The sequence below is a fragment of the Coleofasciculus sp. genome (assembly GCF_046539235.1).
Classification (GTDB): Bacteria; Cyanobacteriota; Cyanobacteriia; order Cyanobacteriales; family Coleofasciculaceae; genus Coleofasciculus.
Window position 1 is genome coordinate 1 of sequence record NZ_JBKHHI010000171.1, and the last position, 13026, is coordinate 13026.

The window sequence follows — 13026 nt, forward strand, 5'->3', positions numbered from 1 at the left end:
CATGGGGGATTTAGGGGGATCGACAATGTACCGCATAGCAGAGCAAACTGCTGTAATGGCGCAATCATTGTATTGTAGTGCGTTTAGCGAAGCCATGCCGCAGGCTTTGCATCTGGCTCGCTACTCATACCTAATTTAAATGCATTACAGCTTACCGACATCATCCGTGGTTAAATCTTTAAAATTATAAGCATTTTTCAAGCCATCAAACCTTGACTAAAAACCGTCCAAATTGTCCAACCATCTACGAGTAATAGCAATAGCGTCAATCCTAACAAAATTAGATACATCCAAGGTTGTGCCAAGGGACGGATATCAGTGGTATCGATACCTGTATACGTTTCCACCAACTTAACTAACCGAGCAAAACCCACCACACGCATAGGTAGTAAATACGCCTGCTCCGATGACTGACTGACAAAATAGTAAACCAATCCCCCTTGTCCCGTCGTCCGCATTTTTAAATCTTTAACATCCGCCCAAGGTAACTCCCAACCCTTACGGAAAAAGCCAGGAACCCATTTAGGATAAGTCACCTGAATTTTCTCGTCATCTACAATAACTCGTTCACTCAACGCCCCATACAGCGCTAATAACCCCAAACCAATTCCTCCCCACAACAATGCTGGCGGTACGGGAGCTGAAGATACTTGAGCTAAAAAGGGTAAAGGTACAGTTAGCGCCACGTATAGACTCAACAGCGTGATCCGAATTAAGGGAGAGAGGCGAAACGTCGAAGGGTTAGACTGAACGTCTTGTTCTGATTTTGATAGAGTTTCAATGTTTGATGACATAAGTAGTCGCACAAAATTAAAGTTAACGGTTGAGATTAGGGAACAGGGAACAGTAAAGAGTTGAGGCTTGTTAATATTTTTTAGTACAGCGGACAGAATTTATGTCCAGGTACTTAGATTGAAACGTGCCTAATTGTTGCCTTTTGCTCAACGCGACGCCCTCATAAAGCGGCGGCTGATGATCTGATGCTACCAGCTATTTTGGCAGTAAGGACACATTAGGTGACTATACTTTGGTAAATTTGGGGAACTCCATGTCAGTGAAGGGTTAGGTACTACCCTATTTCCTGCACCTCCCACCCTCCTCGAACAACTTGAGTAATCTAGAGGATGATTTCGTCTCGCCTCACGCCGAGACCCAAAAACAAAAAAATGACACGATGTCAAGCTAAAATTGATCTGAGATTTCCCCTTCACGGAGTAATCATTAATGGTAAGGTTAACGGAACACTGTCACATTGTCAGAAATGACGAAATACTCAATAGCGAACCCATTATCAAAGGCACCCGCACACCAGTCAGGGCAATAGTAGAAATGTGGCGTATCGGAGTTTCGCCGGAGGAAATTCCTCAGCGGTTAACCCATCTTGGTCTATCACAGGTATTTGATGCACTCAGCTATTATCTGGATCATCAGGCAGAAATCAATGAATACATAGAACGCAACCGTATTCCAGACGAACTTATTGATCCACGAGTTCGTAACGTATGACTGATATTTTTATTCATGTTTATTTGGACGAAGATGTTGACGTACTGGTCGCAAGTCTTTTGCAATCTCGTGGTTTCCAGGCAACAACAGCGCAACAAGCAGGACAACTCGGTGCAACAGATGCTGAACAGTTAGAATACGCGACAAGTCAACGGTATACTATTTTAACGCATAATCGTACTGATTTTGAAGATCTTGCACGGATATATTTTAATACAGGGAAGTGGCATTCTGGAATTATCATTGCTGTCAGGAAACCATACTCGGAAATTGTGCAGAGGTTGCTCATAATCCTGGATTCCACCACAGCAGATGAAATGGAAAACCAAATTCTTTACATCTAACCATATAGACTTAAAAAAATGATCTGAATTAAGGGCAAGATGCAAAACGTAGAAGGGCTAGGCTAAACTTATTGTTCTGATTTTGATAAGGTTTACATATTTGATGACATCAGTTTAAATTTGTCTTTCTTTCCAAAATTCACAAGTAAAGGGGTGAGGGCGCAAGCCTTGCGCCCCTACAGCGTTTTTTAACTCCATGTAGTACATCCCATCTCTCCCAATACTGCTCGGATAAGTTCTAAGTTAATTTTTTCTTCCCCAGCTTCCCCAGCTCCCTCATCTTCCTTCCGATGTCCAAACAACATCATCCCCTTGTCCCCAAAAACCATCATATTTCGTCACCCGCACGTCACCCAAAACCTTAGTCTGACAAGCTAAACGACGATTAGCTGTGGGAGAATGGGGCGGAAGAGAACGTCTTGCCTTATCTTTCCAGTTCGCTTCTGAAACCTCCCCGTCTACCTCAACCGCACAAGTGCCACAACTACCAATCCCCATACAGTTGATAATTTTGGCATTGCCGTTGTAAAGCGGTACACCATGCTCCAATAAAACTTTGCGTAAATTACTGCCTGGGTCGCATGTAAATGTTTTCCCTTGAGCTGTTACTTTAGGCATTGAGGATTTACCTATCTTATTACTACGGCTTTCTCTTTCTAGTTTACATTTCTTGACAATTTACACAACTATCCTGACTTATGACTGCACAAGCACCCAATCCCATCTGGATTTATGACACAACACTGCGGGACGGTTCCCAGCGTGAAGGACTCTCCTTGTCCATCGAAGACAAACTCCGCATCGCCCGCCAACTCGACCAATTAGGGATTCCTTTTATTGAAGGCGGTTGGCCCGGTGCGAATCCCAAAGACGTGCAATTTTTCTGGCGACTCAAAGAAGAACCCTTAACCCAAGCAGAAATTGTCGCCTTTTGCTCAACGCGACGCCCTCATAAAACGGCGGCTGAAGATCCGATGTTACAAGCTATTTTGGCAGCAGGGACACATTGGGTGACTATCTTTGGTAAGTCTTGGGATCTCCATGTCACTGAAGGGTTAGGTACTACCCTTGACGAAAACCTGGCAATGATTCGCGATACTATAGAATACCTTCGCAGTCAAGGGCGGCGAGTGATTTATGATGCCGAACATTGGTTTGATGGGTATAAAAATAACCCCGATTACGCCATCAAAACCCTGAAAGCTGCCATGGATGCGGGGGCTGAATGGTTAGTCTTTTGTGACACCAATGGCGGAACTCTACCCCATGAAATTGGTCAAATCGTCCGAGATGTCATTGAAAGTTTAGAACTCAACCCTGAAAACCAAGCGGGTTTTGAACAAACGTTGTCGTCAACAACAGAAACAGAGTGCCTCAACCCGCCCCTACAGACCGAACATGGACGGTCTCTACATTCGCCTCGATTGGGGATTCATACACACAACGACTCCGATACCGCCGTGGCGAATGCGTTGATGAGTGTGGTGGAAGGCGTCTGTATGGTTCAGGGAACGATGAATGGCTATGGTGAACGCTGTGGTAATGCGAATCTGTGTTCCTTGATTCCTAACTTACAGCTCAAGCTAGGGTATCACTGTATGCAAGAGGAACAATTAGCCACACTGACTCAAGTCAGTCGTTCCATTAGTGAAGTGGTTAATCTTGCCCCCGATGACCATGCGGCATTTGTAGGTCGGTCGGCATTTGCCCATAAAGGCGGGATTCACGTTTCCGCCGTTGAACGCAATCCACTCACCTACGAACATATTCCACCCCAACAGGTGGGTAATCAGCGAAGGATTGTGATTTCTGACCAATCCGGACTCAGTAATGTTCTGGCAAAAGCCAAGAGTTTTGGACATGAACTCCACAAACAAGACGCCGCCTGTCGCCAAATCTTGGGACGCCTGAAAGAGTTGGAAAATGAGGGCTATCAATTTGAAGCCGCCGAAGCCAGTTTTGATTTACTGATGCGAGACGCCCTGGGGCAGAAGCAGCAGCATTTTGAACTGAAAGGGTTTCAGGTTCACAGTGACATGCTTCAAGGTATCGGCACGCCTTACAGTAATGCGATGGCGACAATTAAGGTTACGGTTAATGGTGAGGATATTTTAGAAGTGGCTGAAGGCAATGGACCCGTGTCAGCACTGGATGCCGCGTTACGCAAAGCCCTGGTGCGATTTTATCCAGAGATAGGAACCTTTTACCTGACCGACTACAAAGTGCGGATTCTGGATGGTGCGGCTGGCACATCAGCAAAAACTCGTGTGCTGGTGGAATCGAGTAATGGCAAGCAGCGCTGGACGACAGTGGGTGTTTCTGCCAATATCCTAGAAGCGTCTTATCAAGCGGTGGTTGAGGGGATTGAATATGGTCTGTTGTTACAGTCTGCTGTGAAGACAGCGGTTGAACAGAATGTCTAGGTCGGTGGACACAATTGCCATTCCAGGGGCAATGGTAGTGATTTCCGTACATTTTTCTCAAAAGGGTTGCGTCAATGTCCTCGGATGGGTTATAAGGGTATGGTAATGCTTCCTTGCCGAGAGCCAACTCTACGAACCGGCAAAAATAAATAAACAGGAAGCGTTTTTTTGATCCCAGCATTTGCAAAAGTTATTTCGAGAAAATTGAGAGTATGACTCAGCAAGTTACTCACCCCATGGTGAAAATGCAGCGTCAGGTGCGTTCACTCGTGGAATCCAAGATAATCAAACCCAGCGACAGTATATGGAAAATCGCCCTGCTATATGGCGACGACTGGTCGTTCTGGAAAAAAGAACTCATCGAATTTGGCTTCACCATGCAAGATCCAATTGGTGACTTACTCGCCGTGGAAGCATGGGATGAAGAATAGATGTTCTGACAACCGTTAATAGCGAAGCGATCGCGCCAGCAGAAGCTCTAGCGACAAGCGTCTAAGGCGTCTGCCAGTTCTTTAGCCGTTTGGTAGCGATCGCACACTTTGAGTTGGCATACCCGGTCGATTACTTCCCGTAACGCGGGAGTAATCGTGGGGGCTTTGGACAAGTCAAATCCATAGCCTAAACTACGGCGGCGATAAAATTTAAGGGGAGTCATCCCAGTTAACAGAAAAATCAGGGTCGGACCAATGGCATAGAGATCGGATTGAGTGACTGGAGTCCCTCGGTCTTGTTCGGGGGCGCTATATCCTTCAGCACCAATTCGAGTTCCTGGCATTGTCCCGATCTCCTTCACTGCACCAAAGTCAAGGACAACAATGCTATTGTCTCGATGACGCACAATCAGATTCGCCGGTTTAATATCCCGATGGATTAAGGGCGGATCGCTGGAATGGATGTAATCTAGAACATCACAGGTTTGAATCATCCACTTAATGGCTTGATCTGGGGTGACGGGTCCAGCCATCAAAATCCGTTGCTCCAAATCTTGTCCGTGGATGAGCGCCATTGCCAAATACTTTTTACCCCCTTCGACAAAAAAGTCATAATACTGAGGAATTCCGGGATGATGCAGGGCTTGTAAGGCACGCGCCTCTCGCTCAAACAGTTCTTGGGCTTTAGCAATTTGTGCCACATCCGCATTCATTTCTTTGAGGACGAGTAACGTCGGGCGTCCCTCGATTTTGCCTGTATTATCCCAGGCGAGATAGGTTGTCCCCATTCCTCCCTGTCCCAGGGTTCGCAGGACTTGATAGTGGCGGATAACTCGTTGTACAGGGACTAAAGGTTGACCACAGTGAATACAAAATAAATTACCGGGAGGATTGCCCAGGTGAGTGCAAGACGGTTTAGATTTAGGCGTTGGCGAGACTAAGCCAGAATTTGGCACAGAAACCGGGTTCAGTTCAAATTTGAGCATCGGTCCTTCTCGAGCCAGCCGAATCAAGCCCTGATTCGGGAGTGTCTCTCGTGATACCAGCACTCCATTCAGAAACGTGCCGTTGGTTCCCTGATTAACCAACTGCCACTTCTGTCCAGATTGGACGACGGTGACTCTCAATTCTAGGTGATGCCGAGATACTAACGGATTGTTTAGAATCACGTCATTATCTGGCGATCGACCAATACGAATTGTAGACTGGTTGTGGAATTTCCACTGTTGTAATGGAGTGGATGCCTGCGGATGTAGAAGGGTCAGCGTGACCATAGTCCTCAGTTTTTTGTCCTTAACTCACAGGGCTTGTTTCAATGTATTGGCGGGAGTCCCTTGAGCCAAACTCTGGCTCTTGAAGCCCGGTTTGGTATCCGTGGTTTATTATTTAGACGGATTACTGGTACTCCTGGCATAAAAAATAATCTAGTCCTTAATTAAAGTTAGTCGCTCCCGTCCTTTTTAGCGATTAGGATTCTTCTGAGTCCTTGATGAACCCACCGATGCACCTGCCATAGCAGAAGATAGAAGGTTCCAGGGCACAAGGCAAAAGGTTTCTTACTGGTACGTAATCGTTTCAGCCCTTTAATCTGTCCTAACCTTTATGGCGACAGCTATATATAAAACTAATACATATTCCCACATAGCCGAACATTGAGGTTTACTTACAGCTTCGACTAGGGCTGTTGGTAGCCTCCTAATACTGCTTGCATAAGCTCTCTTTTAGACTCTGTAGGGTTTACCCTGTTGTGTCGCTTAGTTTTTCAATCCTCTTTAGGTGCTATCTATTCTGCGGTGGAGATTTTGTTCACACGACTTATGAACACTGTCTTAGGCTGGTCATGTAGGCTGGCAAACAATATTCGAGCGTGGCAAGAATAAAGTCTTACAAGCCCCCGCATTTATGCGTGGGGTTCATGACCAACTCCGTTGCTGAAAATTAGGTCGCACTTTTACTCGGATGAGTATCACTGTGATGTTGTCGTGACCATTCTGCTCATTGGCTAGGTCAACTAACTGTAGGATACCCTGTTCAAGGTTAGCGCGAGAACTGAGCAAAGGAGCCAGGTGGGTCTGCCAGTTATTCTCGATAAGTTCATTATCGGACAACCCATCGGAACACAGAACGAATAAGGTATCCTCATTCAGTTCCAAAAAATCGATGTCAGGAGTAACAAACTGGTCGCTGCGTGGTCCTAAAGCTTGAGTGAGTTGATAAGCATCCGGGCGAGAATAGGCGATCGCTTCTTCTACGCCGCGTTTCATTTCCCGTTGACCAACTTCATGGTCTACGGTGAGTTGCTCTAAACCACCTTTGCGGGTTAACCGATAGAGACGACTATCGCCAACATGGGCGATGGCGATGTTGGTATTCTGAACCAACATCATTGCCAAGGTTGTCCCCATACGACCACTGCCTGATCGGGCATTTTGTTGGTTGACATCATAAATGTCCTGGTTGGTTAGGCGCACCGCTTCGCGAATACTTTCTTCTGTGGGCAACTCATCTTGCCAATGGTCTTGAAAATACGCCTCCAGCTTCTCCACCGCCATAGAACTCGCCACTTCTCCGGCAGCATGTCCACCCATTCCATCACAGAGAATATAAAGACCGCGAGCGTCTAAGGTTCGACCTATGGGGGTTTCGTGCTTTTTCACCTGTGCCTGAATACCAAAGCAGTCTTCATTGTGATCCCGTTGACGACCAATATCCGTGCAGCCAACATCGTCAAGGCTGAGTAATTGCATGGGTAGAACAACCGTAGGACCACCATCGTCGTAGCTACCCACGTCTGCTGTGGGCATTTCCAGAAAACTCATCGCCTCTTCAGACAGGGGTTCAGCCATATCTAAGGTAACTGCCGTTGCCTGTTCTTCTTGTGCCTCTTCTTCAGCGTGAGCGATCGCTTCTAACTCAGATCGCAATTGGTCAATCGTGGTAATTTCCTGGGTACACATCTGCCGAAATACCGTCCCCAATGAGGTCAGTTGAGTCCGTTGTGACTGGTTAAATAACAGCCGCCACATTTGCCCTAAATCCTCTAACAGAGGTGGTTCATCTTCAGGATCATGATAGAGGCGCTCTAGCCCCAACACCTGGTCTTCATCGACTCGTAAATTGGTAATTTCTAATAGACTTTGGCAACAATTCCAAGGTTCAAGTGCCTGCCAAAGTCTTGCCATTTCATCGAGCCAATACAATAGCTGTAAGGTCGATAACGCTTCACTGCCCCACAAGTCACTGAGAAGCTGCCAGCTTGAGCGATCTTCGAGCAACATCACTGATTGATTATCCTGCTGCCACGCATCATGAACCTCTGGCACAGTCGGATAATAGTTTTGTTTCAACGCTAAATAGGGTTGTGCGATCGCCGGAATTCCCAGGATTGGCGAGGATTGGGACGGGGATTGCTCTGATTGTTGCTCCAGTAGGGCTTCCAGAAGTGATTTCTGAAAGGGCTGACAGTCCAACACTTTGACAAACGTTTCCGATCCGGCGGGGGCATTCGCTAAGATGTCAGGATTTAGGGGTTCGATGAGTCGGTAACGTTGTTGAGCATCCAGATAGGCGATCGAGTCAGCATTGTAAGCCGAACTTGCCTCAGGCGTCGCTGTCGATGAGGCTTGAGTCTCTGGATCGGGTTCAACCGTTGATTGTGCCATCAATGTCGGATTCTTTGCCATTTCTGGTTGATCCGTTTCCTGAGAAAAAGCCTCAGAATCGGTTTTGGCATCATCGGGAATTTCAGCAGAGGTTAATTCACTTTCCTGCGTTTGTGTCCCCTGGGTTGATGACTCTAGATCCCCTGGGCTAGCGATTGACTCAGAATTAGTTGAGGAACCTTCTGGATCAGGGGTTGAGGTTACGCCATACTCTGGCTCTTTGGCAATCATTGCCCACCAAACCGTTCCCGTAAACGCACCGCAATTATGGCAGGTTTCAGCATTAACGGGAACTTGGGTATCGCATTCAGGACACAGTTTATGGATCAAGGAAGTTCCACATCGCTGACAAAACTTGTGAGTATTCGGGTTTTCAAAATGACACTGGGGACAAATTAACATAACGGAACTTCCTCAATTCCTATCGGGTTTCTCAGGCTGGGATTATAAGTTAGCTGCCATCTAGTTTGCCACGCCAGAATCAAAGGTTGCAGCTTTTCAGGGAGTGTAGAGACGCGCCATGGCGCGTCTCTACAAGGGTTTTCTCAAAACTTCACCAGTTTCTGGAGACAGACAAGTTCCGGGGGCGTTAGATCACGCCACTGACCCGGTTGCAACCCAGAAAGACGCAGATGAGCGACCCGGACCCTGATTAATCGTAAGGTGGGAAATCCCACGGCTGCTGTCATGCGCCGTACTTGACGGTTACGCCCTTCGGTCAAGGTAATTTCTAACCAGCAAGTCGGTACAGTTTGGCGAAAGCGAATCGGGGGATCGCGAGGTGGTAGATCGGGTTCTTGTGGTAATCGCTGCACTTGAGCTTTTCTGGTCTGATAATCTTTAATCACTACACCCTGGCGCAATTGATTCAAGGCAGCTTCATCGGGAATACGTTCCACTTGCACCCAATAGGTACGGGGATGTCGAAAGCGCGGGTTAGAGAGACGGTGCTGCAAGCGTCCATGATTGGTCAACAAGAGCAATCCCTCGCTGTCTCGGTCAAGGCGTCCGACGGGGTAAACCTCCGACACCGGAATATAGTCTTTGAGCCTGCGACGGGGACTGTCCTCCCTATCCGTAAACTGACTTAAGACATCGTAGGGTTTGTAGAACAAGAGGTATCGATACACATTTTCAATCTTAACCGTTGTCAGTTAGAACCTTCATCTGGGGACGGGGGTAAATAATCATTGAACCGTTGCTGGTCATAGAAGTAAAGCGTGCGAATAGGATAGGGAATATTAATGTCGGCGTGATCAAAGGCTTTTTTAATCGCCATAATCGATCGAGTTTGCACCTGACGGACTCGTTGCTGCTGGGGTAAAGTCCAGTAGCGGACGATGAAATCGATGGAACTGTCGCCAAAGCTGACTAAATCGATTTCTGGTGAAGGCTGGGACAAGACACCCTCCACCTGAGTAATGGTTTGCTCGAGCAGTTCAGCCGCTTCAGACAAGGGAGTATTATAGTCAACTCCAACACCTAAATCCGTTCGCCGTCGTCCGTAGGCGGTTCTGACTTGCACCGCACTGGTAAATACCGTTGCATTCGGCATGAGAATCCGTTCGCCTTGATAAGTACGAATTTGGGTGGTACGGATGTCAATCCTCTCCACTGTTCCTTCATAGTCACCAATAATCACCTGATCATTGAGGCGAAACGGTTCTTGTACCAGTAGTAGCACTCCAGCTAAGAAGTTTTTGAAGATATCTTGAAAGGCAAAACCAATAGCGACTGAACCCAACCCCAGGGCCGCGATAATGTCACCCAGGCGCAAGCCAGGGAAGGCAATAACACTAGCGGCTAAAATGCCAAGAACCCACGTAGTCACATAACTTACTTTCGCCAGCAGCAGTTGCAGCGATGAGTTGCGGATTGTACGCTCTCCTATTTTAGCGGTGACTTGCTGGGCAGCTTCGGCAGCGTAGCGAGTCAACAGGAGAATGATCACTCCGCCGATAAGCCCCGGTAAAACCTCAATAGCAGAGCCAAGGAGATTGAGCAAACTGGATTGGATTTGTTGAATAAGACGGTTCACAGGTCGATCAGGACATATTTCTCCTGTTAACTTAGCAGCTACAGGGAATCTGGTTTATGCCGATGGCAAAATTTTGCTAAAATTCGGCTAAAATGCTGAGATAATCGGGTTAAATCTAGCGTCTCGTTCTGGCATGAGCTAAGCATATTTCACTGGTGGTGGGAATTGTCCCTCTTTATCTGGTGTCTTGCTTGAGAGTAAATAGTAGGTAACACTTGCTGCCAGACCAAGCGGCTGGATGAAAATCCTTGTTTGACAAAACGGGGCAACCCTAATCCGCGCCTTATCCTTTTAGTCAGAGTTTAAAAACCTATGGGATCTCTTCTTTCATATTTTTTCGCACTGTTTTTAATCGGCGGCGGCTACTATCTCGGTTCAATCAAAATCATCAATCAGGGCAATCAGGCGATCGTTGAACGATTCGGGAAATATAAGAAAACCCTAAAACCCGGTCTCCGACAGGTTTGGCTGGTGACTGAGCGCATTGCTGTAGAAGAAACCACTCGTGAGCAAGTTTTAGACACCGAACCCCAGCAGGCAATCACGAAAGACAATATTTCTGTGGAAGTCGATGCGGTGGTGTACTGGAAAATCAACAACCTCTATAAAGCCTACTACGATGTTGAAGATGTAAAAGAGGCAATTGGAAATTTAGTTATCACAACGTTACGGTCGGAAATTGGCACAATGGATTTAGATCAAACCTATTCATCCCGCTCCGAGATCAATAAGAATTTGTCAATTCATCTCAAAGAGGCTGCCGATAGCTGGGGGGTAGAGGTCACCCGCGTGGAAGTCCAAGGAATTAAACCACCCCAGACAGTGCTAGACTCCTTGGAGAAGGAACGGGCAGCAGAAAGCATGAAAAAAGCGGCGATTTATGAGGCAGAGGGGGAGAGAGAAGCCGCGATCGCCCAAGCAGAGGGAACGGTGAAATCCCTAGAGATGATCTCAAAAGCGCTGCTCGAAAAGCCGAACAGTCAAGATGTACTCAAGTATTTGATTGCCACTCGTTATGTAGAAGCGAACGAGAAATTGGGAGAAAGTAACAATTCCAAAATCGTATTCATGGATCCCAAAGCCTTGACTGAAGCGATGACTGATTTAATGGAGACTCCGGAATTACCAATCAAGAGGGATGGTGGAAATGGCTCGAATTAAGTCTTCGGCTCAATAATTCAACCGAGGCATTTCCTTATCGAACTTGGTAACGAAAGTATCTTTACTTCCCCTGCTTTCCTCTGAAGGACGGGTTTAGTTAAGTTATCCGTCAAACCCGCCCCTACACCTCCTACTTTTCACCTTAAGTTGGCACCAATGGCGGCAGGCGCGAGCCACAATTGTAGGGGCGGGTTTAGGAACTACAATCAGCTATCCAGAAATAACTGAACAACAAAACCCGCCCTAGCTCACCCATAAATGAAGCACAAAACCCGCCCTTATTCATACGTCATAAAATGGAGGATGGACAGCTAAACTCTAGTCAGCGTCATCCTCTTCAGATGTTGGAGTATTCATCTCTTCTTTAAAACCTTTCAGCGTTTTTCCTAATGCGCGACCCATATCTGGAATCTTCTTGGGACCGAAAATTACTAGAGCAACAATCCCGATAATTGCCACTTCGGGCCATCCTAAACCAAACATACTCGTCTACTCCTATCTACTCTGCTTACTTATATTTAAGCTAAGACGCGCCATGTTCGGTAACGATAAAAAGCAGGCAGATTCAGATTGTGGTTATCCCAACCGAATCAGAAGCTGATATCCTAGACCTACTGCCTTATCCTGACTGGTTGAGGTTAATTGTTTAGGTTCAAGGAATGTCAGTAACCACCAAGCCTTCCCTGCGAGAGCAACAACACCCCCTGATTCGCCAATTAGCCGACTGTATTGAAGCTAACTGGCGGCGTTACCTGGATTTGTCGCCCTATCAGCTACCCGCTGAGTTGGGTTATGTAGAAGGGCGTCTAGAGGGGGAGAAACTTACGATTGAAAACCGTTGTTATCAGACGCCACAGTTTCGCAAACTGCACTTGGAACTGGCAAAAGTGGGAACAATGCTCGATATTCTCCACTGTGTCATGTTTCCCCGTCCGGAGTATAATCTACCCATGTTCGGCTGTGATCTAGTTGGTGGACGGGGGAAAATCAGTGCCGCGATCGCAGACCTTTCTCCGGTGAATGCTAAACGGATCTTACCCGACGCCTATCGTCAACCGTTACAAGTCTTACCCACCCCCCATTTCCAAGACGTCCGTGAGTTACCAGAGTGGGGCGATATTTTCTCTGAATTTTGCATTTTTATTCGACCCAACACCTCTGAAGAGGAACAGCAATTTTTATCGCGAGTAGAGAATTTTCTCCAAATTCATTGTACTCAGGCGGCTAATGCGACACCCGTTTCGGCTGAAAACCAAGCAGAAATTGTAGCTGGTCAGCATTATTATTGCACCAAGCAGCAGGAAAATGATAAAACCCGTCGTGTGTTAGAAAAAGCCTTTGGTGCGGATTGGGCAGAGTATTATATGACAACGGTATTGTTTGACTTGCCATCGGTGTGATTGGTCATTGTTGATTGTTGATTGTTGATTGTTGATTGTTGATTGTTGATTGTTGATTGTT

13 protein-coding genes are annotated in these 13026 nt (G+C 46.7%); 6 read left to right on the top strand and 7 right to left on the bottom strand.

Going from position 1 to position 13026, the window contains the following annotated elements; all coding sequences use genetic code 11:
* Nucleotides 1-197: 197 nt before the first annotated feature.
* On the bottom strand, nt 198-794 hold the full coding sequence (locus ACLFWI_RS16045) for a hypothetical protein (RefSeq protein WP_446410738.1): 597 nt from the start codon (nt 792-794) through the stop codon (nt 198-200).
* Between the two features lie 430 nt (nt 795-1224).
* Between ACLFWI_RS16045 and ACLFWI_RS16050 the strand changes: the two genes are divergently transcribed.
* Nucleotides 1225-1506, top strand: a complete 282-nt coding sequence (locus ACLFWI_RS16050) for a DUF433 domain-containing protein (RefSeq protein WP_044206983.1) — start codon at nt 1225-1227, stop codon at nt 1504-1506.
* Nucleotides 1503-1850, top strand: coding sequence for a DUF5615 family PIN-like protein (locus ACLFWI_RS16055; protein WP_446387232.1), 348 nt, complete (start codon nt 1503-1505; stop codon nt 1848-1850). The genes ACLFWI_RS16050 and ACLFWI_RS16055 overlap by 4 nt, the downstream gene beginning before the upstream one ends.
* A gap of 276 nt (nt 1851-2126) precedes the next feature.
* Here the strand turns inward: ACLFWI_RS16055 and ACLFWI_RS16060 are convergent, their stop codons facing one another.
* On the bottom strand, nt 2127-2468 hold the full coding sequence (locus ACLFWI_RS16060) for a 2Fe-2S iron-sulfur cluster-binding protein (protein ID WP_446413752.1): 342 nt from the start codon (nt 2466-2468) through the stop codon (nt 2127-2129).
* An 80-nt stretch (nt 2469-2548) separates the two neighbouring features.
* Between ACLFWI_RS16060 and cimA the strand changes: the two genes are divergently transcribed.
* Nucleotides 2549-4273 (top strand): citramalate synthase, encoded by a 1725-nt coding sequence (gene cimA, locus ACLFWI_RS16065; RefSeq protein ID WP_446413753.1) that lies wholly within the window; start codon nt 2549-2551, stop codon nt 4271-4273.
* 212 nt (nt 4274-4485) lie between these two features.
* Entirely contained in the window at nt 4486-4704 is a 219-nt protein-coding gene (locus ACLFWI_RS16070) for a DUF4327 family protein (RefSeq protein ID WP_446343381.1), read from the top strand.
* 47 nt (nt 4705-4751) lie between these two features.
* Here the strand turns inward: ACLFWI_RS16070 and ACLFWI_RS16075 are convergent, their stop codons facing one another.
* The 4 genes from ACLFWI_RS16075 to ACLFWI_RS16090 all read right to left on the bottom strand — a co-directional run bounded on the left by ACLFWI_RS16075 (nt 4752) and on the right by ACLFWI_RS16090 (nt 10404).
* On the bottom strand, nt 4752-5978 hold the full coding sequence (locus tag ACLFWI_RS16075; RefSeq protein ID WP_446413754.1) for a protein kinase domain-containing protein: 1227 nt from the start codon (nt 5976-5978) through the stop codon (nt 4752-4754).
* A 639-nt stretch (nt 5979-6617) separates the two neighbouring features.
* Nucleotides 6618-8768 (bottom strand): serine/threonine phosphatase, encoded by a 2151-nt coding sequence (locus ACLFWI_RS16080; protein ID WP_446413755.1) that lies wholly within the window; start codon nt 8766-8768, stop codon nt 6618-6620.
* A 143-nt stretch (nt 8769-8911) separates the two neighbouring features.
* Nucleotides 8912-9496, bottom strand: a complete 585-nt coding sequence (locus tag ACLFWI_RS16085; RefSeq protein ID WP_446413756.1) for a pseudouridine synthase — start codon at nt 9494-9496, stop codon at nt 8912-8914.
* A 20-nt stretch (nt 9497-9516) separates the two neighbouring features.
* The gene (locus ACLFWI_RS16090) at nt 9517-10404 is read right to left on the bottom strand and encodes a mechanosensitive ion channel family protein (RefSeq protein WP_446413757.1); all 888 of its coding nucleotides are present in this window, start codon (nt 10402-10404) and stop codon (nt 9517-9519) included.
* Between the two features lie 312 nt (nt 10405-10716).
* Here ACLFWI_RS16090 and ACLFWI_RS16095 point away from each other — a divergent pair, with 312 nt between their 5' ends.
* On the top strand, nt 10717-11565 hold the full coding sequence (locus tag ACLFWI_RS16095; protein ID WP_446413758.1) for an SPFH domain-containing protein: 849 nt from the start codon (nt 10717-10719) through the stop codon (nt 11563-11565).
* A gap of 318 nt (nt 11566-11883) precedes the next feature.
* On the opposite strand, the gene tatA is transcribed toward ACLFWI_RS16095, so the two are convergent.
* Nucleotides 11884-12048, bottom strand: coding sequence for a twin-arginine translocase TatA/TatE family subunit (gene tatA / locus ACLFWI_RS16100; RefSeq protein ID WP_006100800.1), 165 nt, complete (start codon nt 12046-12048; stop codon nt 11884-11886).
* Between the two features lie 176 nt (nt 12049-12224).
* On the opposite strand from tatA, the gene ACLFWI_RS16105 reads away from it, so the two are divergent.
* Complete coding sequence (locus ACLFWI_RS16105; protein WP_446406597.1) at nt 12225-12965, top strand: phycocyanobilin:ferredoxin oxidoreductase; 741 nt, start codon at nt 12225-12227, stop codon at nt 12963-12965.
* The last annotated feature ends 61 nt before the right edge of the window (nt 12966-13026 follow it).

Excerpts from the sequence above, each read along its gene's own strand:
- ACLFWI_RS16045 (WP_446410738.1), bottom strand. The coding sequence starts at position 794 with ATGTCATCAAACATTGAAACTCTATCAAAATCAGAACAAGACGTTCAG.
- ACLFWI_RS16050 (WP_044206983.1), top strand. The coding sequence starts at position 1,225 with ATGGTAAGGTTAACGGAACACTGTCACATTGTCAGAAATGACGAAATA.
- ACLFWI_RS16055 (WP_446387232.1), top strand. The coding sequence starts at position 1,503 with ATGACTGATATTTTTATTCATGTTTATTTGGACGAAGATGTTGACGTA.
- ACLFWI_RS16060 (WP_446413752.1), bottom strand. The coding sequence starts at position 2,468 with ATGCCTAAAGTAACAGCTCAAGGGAAAACATTTACATGCGACCCAGGC.
- cimA (WP_446413753.1), top strand. The coding sequence starts at position 2,549 with ATGACTGCACAAGCACCCAATCCCATCTGGATTTATGACACAACACTG.
- ACLFWI_RS16070 (WP_446343381.1), top strand. The coding sequence starts at position 4,486 with ATGACTCAGCAAGTTACTCACCCCATGGTGAAAATGCAGCGTCAGGTG.
- ACLFWI_RS16075 (WP_446413754.1), bottom strand. The coding sequence starts at position 5,978 with ATGGTCACGCTGACCCTTCTACATCCGCAGGCATCCACTCCATTACAA.
- ACLFWI_RS16080 (WP_446413755.1), bottom strand. The coding sequence starts at position 8,768 with ATGTTAATTTGTCCCCAGTGTCATTTTGAAAACCCGAATACTCACAAG.
- ACLFWI_RS16095 (WP_446413758.1), top strand. The coding sequence starts at position 10,717 with ATGGGATCTCTTCTTTCATATTTTTTCGCACTGTTTTTAATCGGCGGC.
- tatA (WP_006100800.1), bottom strand. The coding sequence starts at position 12,048 with ATGTTTGGTTTAGGATGGCCCGAAGTGGCAATTATCGGGATTGTTGCT.
- ACLFWI_RS16105 (WP_446406597.1), top strand. The coding sequence starts at position 12,225 with ATGTCAGTAACCACCAAGCCTTCCCTGCGAGAGCAACAACACCCCCTG.